Origin of the sequence: Pseudomonas sp. JAI111, from assembly GCF_024809425.1 — a bacterium.
Classification (GTDB): Bacteria; Pseudomonadota; Gammaproteobacteria; order Pseudomonadales; family Pseudomonadaceae; genus Aquipseudomonas.
This window is the reverse complement of the sequence record NZ_JANUCB010000002.1, coordinates 14,527-29,013: the sequence shown is the minus strand read 5'-3', so window position 1 is coordinate 29,013 and position 14,487 is coordinate 14,527. Positions and strand designations below refer to the sequence as shown.

At 61.1% G+C, this 14,487-nt stretch carries 14 protein-coding genes; 8 read left to right on the top strand and 6 right to left on the bottom strand.

What is annotated here, in order from left to right; genetic code table 11:
• Nucleotides 1–15: 15 nt before the first annotated feature.
• The 3 genes from HNR03_RS07720 to HNR03_RS07710 all read left to right on the top strand — a co-directional run bounded on the left by HNR03_RS07720 (nt 16) and on the right by HNR03_RS07710 (nt 2,505).
• Nucleotides 16–642, top strand: a complete 627-nt coding sequence (locus HNR03_RS07720) for a TetR/AcrR family transcriptional regulator (RefSeq protein WP_259152147.1) — start codon at nt 16–18, stop codon at nt 640–642.
• Between the two features lie 92 nt (nt 643–734).
• Nucleotides 735–1,529, top strand: a complete 795-nt coding sequence (locus HNR03_RS07715) for an ABC transporter substrate-binding protein (protein WP_222587829.1) — start codon at nt 735–737, stop codon at nt 1,527–1,529.
• Nucleotides 1,530–1,692: 163 nt separating this feature from the next.
• Entirely contained in the window at nt 1,693–2,505 is an 813-nt protein-coding gene (locus tag HNR03_RS07710; protein ID WP_259152144.1) for an alpha/beta fold hydrolase, read from the top strand.
• 48 nt (nt 2,506–2,553) lie between these two features.
• Here the strand turns inward: HNR03_RS07710 and dsbG are convergent, their stop codons facing one another.
• Genes dsbG through dsbD form a run of 3 tightly spaced genes read right to left on the bottom strand, consistent with a single transcriptional unit; the run spans nt 2,554 to nt 5,902 of the window.
• Nucleotides 2,554–3,324, bottom strand: coding sequence for a thiol:disulfide interchange protein DsbG (gene dsbG, locus HNR03_RS07705; protein ID WP_222587827.1), 771 nt, complete (start codon nt 3,322–3,324; stop codon nt 2,554–2,556).
• Nucleotides 3,300–4,166, bottom strand: coding sequence for a TlpA disulfide reductase family protein (locus HNR03_RS07700; RefSeq protein ID WP_222587826.1), 867 nt, complete (start codon nt 4,164–4,166; stop codon nt 3,300–3,302). Before HNR03_RS07700 ends, dsbG begins: the two co-directional genes overlap by 25 nt.
• The gene (gene dsbD / locus HNR03_RS07695; protein WP_259152139.1) at nt 4,166–5,902 is read right to left on the bottom strand and encodes a protein-disulfide reductase DsbD; all 1,737 of its coding nucleotides are present in this window, start codon (nt 5,900–5,902) and stop codon (nt 4,166–4,168) included. Before dsbD ends, HNR03_RS07700 begins: the two co-directional genes overlap by 1 nt.
• 151 nt (nt 5,903–6,053) lie before the next feature.
• Here dsbD and HNR03_RS07690 point away from each other — a divergent pair, with 151 nt between their 5' ends.
• From HNR03_RS07690 to leuD, 5 genes are all read left to right on the top strand, one after another.
• A complete protein-coding gene (locus HNR03_RS07690; RefSeq protein ID WP_259152128.1) occupies nt 6,054–6,737 on the top strand; it encodes a response regulator in 684 nt (227 codons plus the stop codon).
• A complete protein-coding gene (locus tag HNR03_RS07685; RefSeq protein WP_259152126.1) occupies nt 6,734–8,059 on the top strand; it encodes an ATP-binding protein in 1,326 nt (441 codons plus the stop codon). Before HNR03_RS07690 ends, HNR03_RS07685 begins: the two co-directional genes overlap by 4 nt.
• Nucleotides 8,060–8,270: 211 nt before the next feature.
• Nucleotides 8,271–8,783, top strand: coding sequence for a GNAT family N-acetyltransferase (locus HNR03_RS07680; RefSeq protein ID WP_259152125.1), 513 nt, complete (start codon nt 8,271–8,273; stop codon nt 8,781–8,783).
• 233 nt (nt 8,784–9,016) lie between these two features.
• Nucleotides 9,017–10,438 (top strand): 3-isopropylmalate dehydratase large subunit, encoded by a 1,422-nt coding sequence (gene leuC, locus HNR03_RS07675; protein WP_259152124.1) that lies wholly within the window; start codon nt 9,017–9,019, stop codon nt 10,436–10,438.
• A complete protein-coding gene (gene leuD, locus HNR03_RS07670; protein WP_259152123.1) occupies nt 10,435–11,049 on the top strand; it encodes a 3-isopropylmalate dehydratase small subunit in 615 nt (204 codons plus the stop codon). The genes leuC and leuD overlap by 4 nt, the downstream gene beginning before the upstream one ends.
• A gap of 126 nt (nt 11,050–11,175) precedes the next feature.
• Here the strand turns inward: leuD and HNR03_RS07665 are convergent, their stop codons facing one another.
• The 3 genes from HNR03_RS07665 to HNR03_RS07655 all read right to left on the bottom strand — a co-directional run bounded on the left by HNR03_RS07665 (nt 11,176) and on the right by HNR03_RS07655 (nt 14,408).
• Nucleotides 11,176–12,126, bottom strand: coding sequence for a LysR substrate-binding domain-containing protein (locus HNR03_RS07665; protein WP_259152119.1), 951 nt, complete (start codon nt 12,124–12,126; stop codon nt 11,176–11,178).
• A 20-nt stretch (nt 12,127–12,146) separates the two neighbouring features.
• Nucleotides 12,147–13,436, bottom strand: a complete 1,290-nt coding sequence (gene dctA / locus HNR03_RS07660; protein WP_259152118.1) for a C4-dicarboxylate transporter DctA — start codon at nt 13,434–13,436, stop codon at nt 12,147–12,149.
• Between the two features lie 96 nt (nt 13,437–13,532).
• A complete protein-coding gene (locus HNR03_RS07655) occupies nt 13,533–14,408 on the bottom strand; it encodes an alpha/beta fold hydrolase (RefSeq protein ID WP_259152115.1) in 876 nt (291 codons plus the stop codon).
• Nucleotides 14,409–14,487: the final 79 nt, after the last annotated feature.

Genomic DNA, 14,487 nt, shown 5'->3' with positions numbered 1-14,487 from the left:
TGTAGGAGAGAACGGGTGGACGAGCAAAAAGCCCTGAGGGTCATGCGCGAATTGGTCGACAGCGGCCAATTGACCGACCCGGACAGCGCCCGTGGCAAATTGCTGCAAGTGGCGGCTCACCTGTTTCGCAACAAAGGTTTTGAACGCACCACCGTGCGCGATCTGGCCGGCGCCGTGGGCATTCAGTCGGGCAGCATTTTTCATCACTTCAAAAGCAAGGACGAAATCCTCCGGGCGGTGATGGAGGAGACCATTCGCTACAACACCGCGTTGATGCGCGCAGCCCTGGCTGAGGCCGGCAATGTACGCGAACGGGTATTGGCGCTGATTCGCTGCGAATTGCAGTCGATCATGGGCGGCAGTGGCGAGGCGATGGCGGTGTTGGTGTATGAATGGCGTTCGCTCTCCGAAGAAGGGCAAGCGCAAGTGCTGGCCTTGCGTGACATCTATGAAGCGCTTTGGCTGCAGGTGCTGGGTGAAGCCAAGGACGCCGGTTTCATTCGCGGCGATGTGTTCATTACGCGTCGCTTCCTGACCGGTGCATTGTCCTGGACCACCACCTGGTTTCGTGCCGATGGCAGCATGAGCCTCGATCAATTGGCCGATGAAGCATTGATTCTTGTACTCGAAGAAAAACATTAAGCTTGTTCTAAGGTCGCAGGAAACTGGCTAAGTGGCCGAAACCGCCTAGCTTGAATGCATTGATGCGTATTTTTGGGGAGTGGGTTGTTTTGATGTCTTCGCCAATCAGGATGGCCTCGCGGCTTTTGCTGGCATCGCTTGCAGCGTTATGCGTATTGCCGTCCCAGGCTGCGCAATTGGTGCGGATCGGTGCCGCACATTTTCCACCCTATACCGTGCGCCCCGAATCCGGTGCCGACACGGGCCTTCTGCCGCAATTGGCGGAAGCCTTGAACCGGTTGCAGAGCGACTATCAGTTCGTCCTGGTGCCCACGTCGATTCCCCGGCGATTCGGTGATTTCAAGCAAGGCCGGGTCGACATGGCGATTTTCGAGAACCCGGATTGGGGTTGGAAGGACATTCCCCACGTCAGTGTCGATATGGGGCTTGAAGACGCCGAAATTTTTGTCGCGCAACGCGAGCCCGATCGCCAGCAAAACTATTTTGCCGATCTCACCGGCAAACGTCTGGCGCTGTTCAGCGGTTATCACTACGAGTTCGCCAACTTCAACGCCGAACCGAAATTTCTCGCGCAAAACTACAACGCCACGCTGACCTACTCTCACGACAGCAACCTGCTGATGGTGCTGCGCGGGCGAGCGGACATTGCCTTGGTGACGCGCTCCTACCTGAGCGATTACCTGCTGCGCAACGAAAAGGTCGCTGATCAGTTGCTGGTGTCCCAGCGCATCGATCAGGTGTATCACCACTACGCCATCCTCCGCCCGGCCGCCCCCATCAGTGGCGAAGCGTTCGGCAAATTGCTGCAACGGTTGCGGGACAATGGCGAGATGCTGAAGATTTTCGATCCGTACAAAATCGCTGTGGTGCCGGTTCCAGGAAGCTGAAGCCGCGTCACAGGTCGCCCGGCTGCCGCCACGGATCTGTGTTCGCAGGATTCAAGTGGGAGCGAGCCTGTTCGCGATGTGGGCGGCGCAAGCACCACAAGGTTGACTGCGGATCGCTGGCGGCACAGTCTTCCCGCTCCAGTTTTCAAAGAGGAGAGAGTCAATGCCTTTCGCCACGGTTGACGGACAACCCCTTCACTACATCGATCAAGGCAACGGTCCGGCCGTTCTGCTGGCCGGCAGTTACCTGTGGGACCAGGCCATGTGGGCGCCGCAGATTGCGGCCTTGTCGCAGCACTATCGGGTGATTGCCCTGGACCTGTGGGGTCACGGTGAATCCGGTCCTCTTCCCGAAGGCACGAAGTCACTGGATGACATAGCCCGTCAGGCCTTGGTCTTGCTCGATCATCTGAACCTCGAGCGTGTCACCCTGATCGGTCTGTCGGTCGGTGGCATGTGGGGCGTGCGTCTGGCGCTCTCGGCGCCACAGCGAATCAACGGCCTGGTGCTGATGGACACCTATGTCGGTGTCGAACCGGAACCGACTCGCCAATACTACTTCTCGCTGTTCAAACAGATCGAAGACACCGGCGTGATTGCCCCGCAACTGCTGGATATCGTGGTACCGATTTTCTTCCGTCCGGGGATCGATCCACAGTCGGCGCTGTATCAGGAGTTTCGCGCGAAGCTGGCGGCGTTACCGCCGGAGCGGCTAAGTAGAAGCATCGTGCCGATGGGGCGGATAACGTTTGGACGCGATGATCTGTTGCCGCGTCTGGGCGAGCTGAATGCCGAGAACACGCTGGTGATGTGCGGTGATCAGGACAAACCGCGGCCACCGAGTGAAACGAAGGAAATGGCCGAGTTGATCGGTTGCCCTTATGAGCTGGTGCCGGAGGCGGGGCATATCTCCAATCTGGAGAATCCGCAGTTTGTGACTGAGGCGCTGCTGAAGTTTCTGTCTGAAAGAAATTAGTCGAGCTTGCTGGCCCATCGCAGGCTTGCCAGCGATGGGCCAGTGAATTCACTTCGGCCCGAGAATCTTCGCCAGTTTGTCCGGCGACGGCGCACCTTGCTGTTGTTGCAGCTCGCCTTTGTCATCCATATAGAAAATCGCCGGAGTGGCCTGTAGCTCCAGGTCTTCCATCAACTGCATGTTGGCCGCGAGCTTGGCCTGAATCGCTGGCGGTACATCTTTCAGGGCTTTGAGCGAACTGCCCTTGCCAGACTTCTCGTGCTCTTCCAGTGCCTTGCTCGGGTCCTTGGCGGCGAGCAACGCGGCGGACTTGCCCGGGCTGTCTTCGCGAATGATCCCGACCATGATATGGCGCAGTTGCACCTTGCCGGCCTTGACCCACGGTCGCGCCTGTTCCCAGAACATGTTGCAGTAAGGGCAGTTCGGATCGCTGAACAGGTAGACGACACGCGGTGCATCCTTGGCGCCGTCACCGATCCAGTTGCTGGCTTCCATTTTTCCCCAGACTTCCTTGGCCATTGGCGCGTAGACCAGCTTCTGCAACGGGGCGTTGCTCAGGTCATTGCCCTCGGCGTCGTACAAACTTCCCAGCAGCACGTGTTTGCCATCCGGGGTCAGGTACAGCGCCATGCCACGGTTCTGGTATTGCGCCGCGTAACCGCGCAGGCCATCGGGCGCATCGAACTGACCGACGATTTTGGCGCCCTTGGCTTCGATTTTCTTGATCGCGTCAGGCAATTCTTCGGCGGCCTGCACCGACGGCAGGTGCAGAAGCGCTGCACCGAGGGTCAGTGTCAGCAGGTGGCGGAGGCGGGGCATGGCAGTTTCCTTGAAGGGGTGGCCGAGGCGGCAGGAAGAGGGGAGTCGAAGTTTTCCAGGGCACGGGCCAGGCTGGCCTGCGAGAGTTCGCCCAAATGGCTGCCCAGCAGTCGACCGTCCGGGCTATAGAACAGCGTTGTCGGCAATGCCATGGAGCCCACGGCCTGGCCCAATCGACCGCTGCCATCGAACAGGACGTTGGCCAGGCTCAGGCCCTGGGTCTCCAGGAACGTGCTGACGCTTTGCATGCTTTCGGCCTGATTGACGAACAGGAAGGTCAGGTCCGGGCGCTGTTGCTGGGCATTTTCCAGCACCGGCATTTCCCGACGGCAGGGTGGACACCAAGTGGCCCACAGGTTGATGACCAACGGGCCGCCCTTATAGTCCGCCAGTTGCACGGTTTCACCAGCGGCATTGCGCAGGGTGATTTCCGGCAGGCGGGTGCCTTGTTCATAAATGCTCAGGGAGAAGGTCGCCAGCAGCCAGAACGCCAGGCCGCTGGCCACGCCAAAGCCCAGCGGACGGCGCAGGCCCGGACGTCGCCAGCCGCGATACAACGCCGCAAGCAACAGCACCAAGACCCCGGGCCAGGCAAGGAAACCACCGTCACGCAGATCGATGATCTGCCACGGATTGTTGCGATATTGTGCCCAATAGGCGACCACGAAACAGAACCTGGCTGCCAGCAGGCCGAGTAAAAACAGGCTGAACAGCGCCGACTCCGGATTTTCGCCGCCGCGCTTGGCCACTCGCCAGCCGACAAAAGTCGCCAGCGCCAGCGCACTGATCAGCAGCAAATGGTTAAGCGCGATGGCAAAAGTGCCGAGGGTAAAAGTCAGCATTAACGAGCGTCTCGGGTGGTGGTCCAGCGTTGCAGGAATGTGTCGGCATCCACCTCACCGGTGATGCGCTGGCTGCGGCGCTCTTCACCGTCGGCGCCGATCCACACGAAACTCGGTGGCCCCGGCACTTTATAACGGCCGAGCAGTTCGCGGCTGGCCGCATTGTCGGCCGTCACGTCCAGCCGTAGCAAGCGCACATCGCTCAAGGCTTGCATCACGTTGGCCTTGCCGAAGACCGTTTTTTCCATGACCTTGCACGACACGCACCAGTCAGCGTAGTAGTCCAGCAGCACCCATTGGCCCTGGGCCTTGGCGGCGTCCAGTTCCTGTTGCAGCGCTTGTGGACTGTTTATTGTGGTGAACGCCTCATGACCGCCTGGGCGGGTGGTATTGCCGGAAGCTGCGGCGCTGTAGATCTGCAACGGTTTGAGCAGATCACCACTGCCTCCGGCGGCACCGATTAGCAGCAGACTGCCCCAGATCCCGAGCAACAGTGAGCTTGCGCCGAACAGATGGGCGATGCGGCCAAACCCTTGCGACTGTTTCCAGGCACTGAACGCGGCGATCAGCAGCAACGCACCGCACAGGCCGATCCACAACGACTCATCCAGCACCGGGCGCAACATCAGCAGAGCCGTCGCCAGGAACAGGAAACCGAACACGCCTTTGAGCAGGTTCATCCAGGCGCCGGGTTTGGGCAGGAAGCGATTGCCCACCGTCACCAGCAACAGCAGCGGCACACCGATGCCGATGCCCATGGCAAACAGAATCAGCCCGCCATGCAACGCGTTGCCGCTTTGCGCGATATAGAGCAGGGCGCCGGCCAATGGCGCGGTCATGCACGGGCCGACCAGCAAACCGGACAAGGCCCCCAGCACGCCAGCACCGATCAGGCTGCCCCCACGCTGATTGCGCGAGACGTTTTCCAGTCGATCGCGCACGGCCACCGGCAGTTGCAACTCGAAGAAGCCGAACATCGGCAATGCCAACAGCACAAACACCGCTGCGAAGCTGCCCAGCAGCCACGGGTTCTGCAACAGCGCCTGAAGGTTCGCACCGAGCATCGCGGCCAACACGCCCATCGCGGCATACACCAGCGCCATGCTGACGACGTAGCTGCCCGCCAGGGCAAACCCGCGTTTGGGCGCGGCACCACTGCCGACGATCAAGCCAGCCAGGATCGGCAGCATCGGCAACGAGCAAGGGGTAAACGCCAGCAGCAGCCCCAAGCCAAAGAACACCAGCAAGCTCCAGCCCAGCGCACGTTGTTGCAGGTCACTGGCCAGGGCTTGATCCGGCGCCTCGCCGGTCGCAGCAATGGCCGATGTTGCGCCCAGATTCACAACCTGGGTTTGCGGTGGATAACATAAGCCAGCATCGGCGCAGCCCTGGAAGCCGACCTTGATCTGTCCGGTCACGCCTGCTGGAATCTTCAGTTCAAGACCCTGACGATAGACCTCTTGTTCGCCAAAGAACTCGTCACTGTGGGATTCGCCTTCCGGTAAAACCGGATGGTGCTCAGTGGGCAATCCATCAAACTTCAGGCGTTTCTGGTAAAGGTAATAGCCGTCCGTAATTTGCCAATAAAGCTGTGTTTCACCTGATTCGAGGCGCTCGGTGGTAAAGACAAACGCCTTTTCCACCGGCAAAAATTCAGGTTTGGTTTCGAACGGATTGGTCCCTGCCTGGGCCACACCCGAGATCAAGAGAACAAAAAGTAAAAACAGTCGACGCATGGGTAAGCCTTATCCCTGTGCAAGTGAGGTGCACAATGGGCAGCGGCGATTAACCGATGATTAACCGCAACGGCCTTGTGGCTGTGGTTCGGGGCATAATGTCGGCTTAATCGGCCAACGGCTTAATCAGCTTTTTTCTACGGGGCTCACCATGCATGTACTTGTCTGCGAAGACGATGAGCTAATCGCCAGCGGCATTGTCGCGGGGCTCACCGCCCAAGGTCTGACCGTGGAGCATGTCGCCACTGCCTCCGCTGCCAGGGCCATGCTCAAGGTCGCCGAGTTCGACGTAATGGTGCTCGACCTCGGCCTGCCCGATGAGGACGGCCTGAAGCTGTTGCAGCAGTTGCGACAGCATGGCCTGGAAATTCCGGTGCTGATCCTGACCGCGCGGGACTCGGTCACCGACCGTGTCGATGGCCTGCAAGCCGGGGCCGATGATTACCTGCTCAAGCCATTTGACCTGCGCGAACTGGCAGCGCGCCTGCACACGCTGTTGCGGCGAGTGGCGGGACGCAGCGTCAATCTGATCGAACACGGCCGTTTGACCTACGACCCGAGCAGCCGGGAAACCATGCTGGGCGGTCAGCCGGTGGACCTGTCACGTCGCGAGCAGTCGCTGTTGCAGGCCTTGCTTCACAACCGCGGGCGGGTGCTGTCCACCGAACAACTCAAGGACAGCGTCTACGGTTTTAACGACGAGCTGGAGAGCAACGCCCTCAACGTGCATATCCATCACCTGCGGCGCAAACTCGGCAACGGCATCGTCGAGACAGTTCGCGGCCTGGGCTATCGCCTGGGGCCGGCCGATGGCGCAGAGGAATTGAAAAAGTGATGAGCCTGCGTTTGCGCCTGAGCCTGACGCTCGGCGCCGCCTTTGCGTTGATCTGGGCCCTGGCGGCGGCCTGGATGCTCAGCGACTTGCGCAATCAGATGATGTTTTCCCTCGACCAGCGGCTGGTGGCGTCGGCGCGTATGGTCGCCGGCCTGATGGAGCAATTGCCGCCGTTATCGACCAAGGGCGAGGGTACGCATTTCAGCGCCGAACAATTGAACATCCCCGGCGGCATGGCCTGTCAGGTCAGTTCCTTGCGTGGCGAAATCCTCGCCCGCAGTCACAGCGAGCCGCAACAAACACTGGAAGCCGAGAAACTGGGCTTCCACGATCAGATGATCGATGGTGCGCCTTGGCGCAGTTTCACCCTGTCGCGCGGGGATCTACGCATCACCACCGCCGATCGGCAGATCGAGCGTGAAGCCCTGAACATGTCGATCCTGCTGGCCGCATCGGTGCCGGTGGGCGTCGCGTTGCTCGGTTGCCTGTGCCTGCTCTGGCTCGGCATCGGCCAAGGGCTGGCGCCGCTCAACCGGATGCGTGATGCGCTGATGCGGCGTAGCGCCGACTCCCTCGAGCCATTGCAAATCCAGCCGCTGCCCAGTGAGCTGCAACCGCTTTTGGACACCCAGAATCAACTGTTCCAGCGCATCGGCAAGACGATCGAACGCGAGCGCCGCCTGACCGGCGACGCGGCGCATGAACTGCGCAGCCCGCTAACCGCGATCAAGACCCACCTGCAGGTGGCGCGCATGACCGACGGCGCCGCGCGGGATCAGTCTCTGGCCCGGGCCGAAGAGGGCGCCGACCGCATGCACCGGACCCTGGAACAATTGCTGTTGCTGGCGCGCGTCGAAGGCAGCCTGTCGTTCGATGACGGTGTGCAATGCAGCGCCGAGCAAGTGGCGAAACTGGCGATTCAGGATGCGGCCAGTGGCGATCGTCAGCGAATCAAGTTCCAGACGCCTGCGAAGTTCTCCGCTGCACCGGTGCAGATGCCGGCCGTGTTGTCGATTGCGGCATTGCGCAACCTGCTGGACAACGCCCTGCGCCATACCCCGGGTGATGGGCCGGTGGAGCTGACCCTGGAAACCACCGGCAATCGGGCACGCTTTCTGGTCCGCGATCACGGCCCGGGCATTGCCGAAGACGACCTGCAACACCTGACCCAACGCTTCTGGCGCAACGGCCAGAGCACCGGCTGCGGACTGGGCCTGGCCATTGTCCAGGCGATCGTCCAGCGCTGTGGCTGCACATTGCATTTCGACAGCCGGCCGGACGGGTTGCGCGTCGAACTGACCATGCCGTTGCAAACCCTCTAGCCAACACCCCAATCCCCTGTGGGAGCGAGCTTGCTCGCGATAGCGGCGGCACATCCAAATTGATGTGACTGACATACCGCCATCGCGAGCAAGCTCGCTCCCACAGGGGGCTATGTTGCACATCAAAAGTAACGTCTCTCCATTAGTCGCGGGGCTCGAACGGCGCTATCGTCCCCGGCAGCTTTTTCTCAATGGATTGAGGTACAGCGCCATGGATGCACCCCTGCATATCTGTCAGGCCACCCCCGCCGACGCCGGCATTATCAGCCGGATCGTCGAGCGTTCCATTCGCGTCGGCTGCGCGCTCGACCACCGTAACGACCCACGAACCGTTGCCGCCTGGACCCACAACAAAACCACCGAACACATACGGCCCTGGCTGACCGATCAACGGTTTTACCTGAACATCGCCCTGTTGCAGGACAAACCGGTGGGTGTCGCCATGGCGGCGATCAACGGCAAGGTTGCGTTCTGCTACGTGCAGCCTGAATGGTTTCGTCGCGGTGCCGGAGCGGCGCTGGTGCACGACCTTGAAGGCTGGCTGATCGAGCGGGGCGCACATCAGGCTCGACTCAACAGCACCCGCACCAGCGAGGCCTTTTACCGCCATTTGGGTTACCGGCCCTGCGCCGACACCTTCGCCGTGGCAGGTCTTCATGCCATCCCCATGCACAAGACGTTGGTGCCCCGTTTAGATACCCCACCCCAAAACTTTCTTGAGTGAACAGCATGACCTGTGGGAGAGGGCTTTCATTCGATATGGATGTTGGCTGGCCCACCGCAATCGCGGGCAAGCCCGCTCCCATAAAGAACCAGTGTTCAGTTCAGGTTGGGATATTCCTCGATCCAACACGAAACATGGTTCACGGGATCACTGTCCGGCCATTGATGGGCAGGTCCGACTGCCTAAGATGGAGCGCAGACGCCTGAACCCCGCGAGCCCGAGCGAGCCTCTACATGACTTCAGCAAGAACCCTTTACGACAAACACATCGATTCCCACACGGTGTGCCGCCTCGATGACCAGGGTCACGTCCTGTTGTACATCGATCGCCAGGTCATCAACGAATACACCAGCCCCCAGGCATTCAGCGGTCTGCGCGAGGCCGGGCGCGGGGTCTGGCGTGCCGGCACCGCGTTGGCGGTGGTCGATCACGTCAACCCCACCGCACCGCTGCGCATTGCCGCCATGCCCGACCCCGGGGGCGCGCGGCAGGTGTCGTACCTGGCGGAAAACTGCCGGGATTTCGGCATCGAATTGATCGACATCCTCAACAAACGCCAAGGCATCGAACACGTGATTGCGCCTGAGCAGGGTTTCATCCTGCCCGGCATGGTGATCGCTGCCGGCGACAGCCACACCACCACCTATGGCGCCCTCGGCGCGTTCGGTTTCGGCATCGGCACCTCCGAGATCGAGCACCTGCTGGCGTCCCAGACCCTGGTCTACAAACGCCTGAAAAGCATGCGCGTGACGGTGGACGGCGATCTGGCGCCGGGGTTGACCTCCAAGGACGTGATCATGGCGCTGATCGGCCAGATCGGCGCATCCGGGGCCACGGGTTATGCCATTGAATTTTGCGGCTCGACCATCAATGCCTTGAGCGTCGAAGCGCGCATGACCATTTGCAACATGGCGGTAGAGGCTGGCGCCCGAGGTGCCTTCATGGCGCCGGACGAAAAAGTCTTCGCCTACCTCAAGGACAAACCCCGCGCTCCTAAAGGTGAATTGTGGGAGCGCGCCGTCGAGAAATGGCGGGGCTTGTACAGCGACCCGGATGCGCAGTTCGACCGCGAAGTGACAGTGGACGCCAGCGCCCTGGAGCCGATGGTCACCTGGGGCACCAGCCCGGACCAGGCCTCGCCCATCGGCGCCCGCGTGCCTGATCCGCAAGATGTCAGCGACTTGATCCTGCGCCAGGACATGCGCCGCGCGCTGAAGTACATGGGGCTGGAAGCCGGCATGCCGCTCAGCGACATCGTCATCAGCCATGCCTTCATCGGCTCGTGCACCAATGCGCGCATCGAAGACCTGCGCGATGCTGCCAGCGTGGTTCGCGGCAAACACGTCGCCGACCATGTACGGGCGATGATCGTGCCCGGCTCCACCGAAGTGCGCGATCAGGCCGAAGCCGAAGGGCTGGCGGCGATCTTTATCGAGGCCGGTTTCGAATGGCGCCAGTCCGGTTGCTCGATGTGCCTGGCGATGAACGACGACGTGCTTGCCCCCGGCGACCGCTGCGCCTCCAGCACCAACCGCAATTTCGAAGGCCGTCAGGGCGCCGGCGCCCGCACGCACCTGATGAGCCCGGCCATGGTTGCGGCTGCCGCCATCACCGGTCGCTTGACCGACATCCGTCACTTTGGAGCCCGCGCATGAGCCTGCAACCATTCACTCAAGTCACCGGCAAGGCGGCCCCGATGCTCGCGGCCAATATCGACACCGACGTGATCATGCCCAAGCAGTTTCTCAAGGGCATCGACCGCGCCGGGCTGGATCGGGGTTTGTTTTTTGATCTGCGGTTTTTGCCGGACGGTTCGCCAAATCCCGAGTTCGTGTTGAATAAGCCCGCATGGCAGGGCGCGAGCTTCATGGTGGTCGGGCCGAATTTCGGCTGTGGGTCGAGCCGCGAGCATGCGGTCTGGGGCTTGAAACAGATGGGGATTCGGGCGCTGATCGGCAGCAGCTTTGCCGGGATTTTCTATGACAACTGCCAGCGTAACGGGGTGTTGTTGATTACCCTCGAAGAAGCAGTGTTACAGCGGCTCGGGCAAGTGGTCAGCGAGCCGGACAGTGCGTTGATCAATGTCGTTCTGGACGCTCAGGAGATTCGCCTTCACGGGGGGCAGGTCATCCCGTTTGAAATCGACACCTTGCGCAAAACCGCGTTACTTCTTGGCCTCGACGCCATCGGCAGCACCTTGCAGCGCAGCGAGCAAATCAAGGCCTTCGAGCGTAATCACCTGGCGGCCAACCCCTGGCTAAACTGAAACACACATCCAACTGTGGGAGCGGGCTTGCTCGCGAAAGCGGTGTCTCAGTCAATGCTGATGCTGACTGACACACCGCTTTCGCGAGCAAGCCCGCTCCCACATTTTTGAGTTGTGTTTCCCAGGCTAAACCGACAACCCCTTGAAGTGCTCCTGCAGAAACTCCACACACGCGCGCAATTTCCCGGAATACGCCAACCGCGTCGGGTACACCGCCCAGACGTTGGCGCTCTGGGTGTATTCAGGCAGTACCTGGACCAGCCGCCCTTGTTCCAGCAACGGTTTCACATCCCACAATGAGCGCAGCAACACCCCGCGGCCATCCAATGCCCACTGCAAGACAATCTCCCCATTGTTGGACGACAGCGGCCCGCTGACCCGCACGCTGTCCTGAACCCCGTCGCGTTCCAGGTTCCAGATGCCGAACGCGTTGTCGCGCTCCTTGATCACCAGGCAATGCTGCTGTTCCAGATCCGCCAGCGTCTGCGGCGTACCGTGGCGTTCCAGGTAAGCGGGGGCGGCGCACAACACCCGCCGGTTGCTCACCAGGCGCCGGCCAATGTGCTGGCCGGGAATGTCGTCGCCGACACGGATCTCCAGATCAAAGCCTTCGTTCACGATGTCCACCACTCGATCGAACAGGTCCAGGCGAATCTCCAGTTCCGGATAACGCTCGGCCAGCAACGAGAGAGCCGGCGCCACATGGTTACGGCCGAAACCGAAAGTGCTGCATAAATGCAGGCGCCCGCGAGGGCTGTCGTGGGCGTCGGAAAGTTCGTCGTGCAGTTGCTGGAAGTCATCGAGAATGCGCAGCGCCCAACGCTGAACCCGCTCACCGTCCTCGGTCAGGGCGATGCGCCGGCTGGTGCGATGCAGCAGGCGCGTGCCGAGGGTGGTTTCGAGAATCTGGATGCGCTTGCTGACGTAGGCGGGCGACAGGCCCAGTTCATCGGCAGCGGCGGCGAAACCGCTTTTGCGGATGACGGTGAGTAAAACACGCAAGTCTTCGGGTAAGGGCACGGTGTCTTTCTTGAGGGTCATGACAGAACGGGCACTGGCGGCATGAACCGCCAGCATAACATCGCGGGGAGAGGTTCTTATTCAGCGGATAGCTTGGCTGCGGCCCGGGCATGGCGCCCACGCTTGAGGGCAATCGGCGCCATTTTGCTGCGGTCCAGTTCACCTTCCCACGCCGCTACCACCAACGCAGCCACCGCGTTGCCGATGATGTTGGTCAGGGATCGGCATTCAGCCATGAACCGGTCCACGCCGAGGATCAAGACCATCGCCGCCACCGGCACCGTTGGCACCACCGCCAGGCTCGCCGCCAACGCCACGAACCCCGCGCCAACCACCGCGCCCGCGCCTTTTGAGGTGAGCATCGCCACCGTCAGCAAGGTCAATTGCTGCTCCAGCGTCAGGTCGATATTGGTGGCCTGGGCCAGAAACAACACCGCCAGGGTCATATAGATATTCGTACCGTCGAGGTTGAACGTGTAGCCGGTCGGCACCACGATACCGACCACGCCCTTCGACGCGCCGAGGCTTTCGAGTTTCTGGATTAACTGCGGCAGCGCCGATTCCGAGGAGCTGGTGCCGAGCACGATCAACAACTCAGCTTTTATGTATCCCAGCAGTTTGAAAATGTTGAACCCGGCATAGCGGGCGATGCTGCCCAGCACACAGGCGACGAAGATGAACGCGGTGAGGTAGAACGTGCCGATCAGTTTCAGCAGCGGCAATAACGAGCCGAGGCCGTACTTGCCGATGGTGAAGGCAATCGCGCCGAAAGCACCAATCGGCGCCACGCGACTGATGATGCCGACGATGCGGAAAAACACCTCGCTGGCCTGGTTGATGATGCCAACCAAGGGCCGACCCTTTTCGCCCACCATCACCAGCGCAATGCCGAACAACACCGAAACGAACAGCACCGGCAAGATTTCGCCCTGGGAGAACGCCTCGAAAAACGTCGTCGGAATTACGTGCAACAGGAAGCCGGTCACGCCTTCGCCGTGTTGCGCCCGGCCGACAAAACCGGCGATGGCGGAGGTGTCTAGGGTCTTCACATCAATGTTGAAACCGGCGCCCGGATGCAACGCATGGGCGGCCAGCAGGCCAATCAACAGCGCGATGCTCGAGACCACTTCGAAATACAGCAGCGCCTTGCCGCCGACCCGACCCACCTGTTTCACGTCGTGCATACTGGTGATCCCGGAGACCACGGTGCAGAAGATAATCGGGCCGATGATCAGCTTGATGAAACCGTCGCCCAACGGCTTGAGATCGATGCCGACTTGCGGCCAGTAATGCCCGATAGCGATGCCCAGCGCGATGGCGATAAGCACCTGCACATAGAGGGTTCCCAGCAGTTTTCTGATTGTCATTTTTATTATCTCCAGACGTTTTTTGGGCGTGACGATCCCGCGCAGGCCAGTGACGGCCCGCGGAGGGAGTGGACTCAGGTCAGTGAGGCGCGGCGATCAGCGCAGGAAGCCGAGGACTTCGGCGAGCAGCAGTTCGGGGGCTTCTTCGGCGATGTAATGGCCGGCGGGCAGGGCTTTGCCGCGCACGTCGGTGGCGACGAGTTGCCATTCCTTGAGCGGTTCGAAACAACGTCCGACCGTGCCTTCGGCGCCCCACAGGATCAGCAATGGCAGGTGCAAGGACTGGCCGGCCGCGATGCTGGCGCGGTCATGGTCCAGATCGATGCTGGCGCTGGCGCGATAATCCTCGCAGATCCCGCGCGCGGTGCCCGGCAGTTTCAGGCAGCGCAGGTATTCGGCGAAGGCTTCAGGCGTGAACGGTTTGAGCCCGGCGCTGCGGCTGCCCATGACGCTGCGCAAGTAGGCTTCAGGATCGGCTTCGATCAGGGTTTCCGGCAGCGGCGCCGGGCGAATCAGGAAAAACCAGTGCCAATAAGCACGGGCGAAGGCTTCGTTGGTTTGTTCATACATCGACAAGGTCGGAGCGATGTCCAGCAGCACCATGCGTTGCACGCTATCGGGATGGTCCAGCGCCAGGCGATGGGCCACCCGGGCACCACGGTCGTGGGCCAGCACTGAGAAGTGCTCGAAGCCCAGGGACTGCATCAACTCGACGCCATCCTTGGCCATTTCGCGTTTGCAATAGTTGGTGTGGTGATCATTGGCGGGTGGTTTAGCGCTGTCGCCGTAACCGCGCAGGTCGGCGGCAACCACAGTGAAATGCTCGGCCAGTTGCTCGGCGACCTTGTGCCAGATGACGTGGGTTTGCGGGTGACCGTGCAGCAACAGCAAGCCCGGCCCGGTGCCGCCGATACGGTAGGCGATGTCCACGCCGTTGACGTGGCGCTGGTCTTTCAGGAATCCGGCGAACATGGGGAATGACTCCTTGTTGTAGTTGCCTGCATCCTGGAAGTGTTGTGCGGTTAGGGCAAGGCGCAAAGCGTGTAGGGCT

Coding starts and splice junctions, on each gene's coding strand:
- HNR03_RS07710 (WP_259152144.1), top strand. CDS start 1,693: ATGCCTTTCGCCACGGTTGACGGACAACCCCTTCACTACATCGATCAA.
- dsbG (WP_222587827.1), bottom strand. CDS start 3,324: ATGCCCCGCCTCCGCCACCTGCTGACACTGACCCTCGGTGCAGCGCTT.
- HNR03_RS07655 (WP_259152115.1), bottom strand. CDS start 14,408: ATGTTCGCCGGATTCCTGAAAGACCAGCGCCACGTCAACGGCGTGGAC.
- HNR03_RS07700 (WP_222587826.1), bottom strand. CDS start 4,166: ATGCTGACTTTTACCCTCGGCACTTTTGCCATCGCGCTTAACCATTTG.
- leuD (WP_259152123.1), top strand. CDS start 10,435: ATGAGCCTGCAACCATTCACTCAAGTCACCGGCAAGGCGGCCCCGATG.
- HNR03_RS07680 (WP_259152125.1), top strand. CDS start 8,271: ATGGATGCACCCCTGCATATCTGTCAGGCCACCCCCGCCGACGCCGGC.
- HNR03_RS07715 (WP_222587829.1), top strand. CDS start 735: ATGTCTTCGCCAATCAGGATGGCCTCGCGGCTTTTGCTGGCATCGCTT.
- HNR03_RS07690 (WP_259152128.1), top strand. CDS start 6,054: ATGCATGTACTTGTCTGCGAAGACGATGAGCTAATCGCCAGCGGCATT.
- leuC (WP_259152124.1), top strand. CDS start 9,017: ATGACTTCAGCAAGAACCCTTTACGACAAACACATCGATTCCCACACG.
- HNR03_RS07665 (WP_259152119.1), bottom strand. CDS start 12,126: ATGCTGGCGGTTCATGCCGCCAGTGCCCGTTCTGTCATGACCCTCAAG.
- dsbD (WP_259152139.1), bottom strand. CDS start 5,902: ATGCGTCGACTGTTTTTACTTTTTGTTCTCTTGATCTCGGGTGTGGCC.
- dctA (WP_259152118.1), bottom strand. CDS start 13,436: ATGACAATCAGAAAACTGCTGGGAACCCTCTATGTGCAGGTGCTTATC.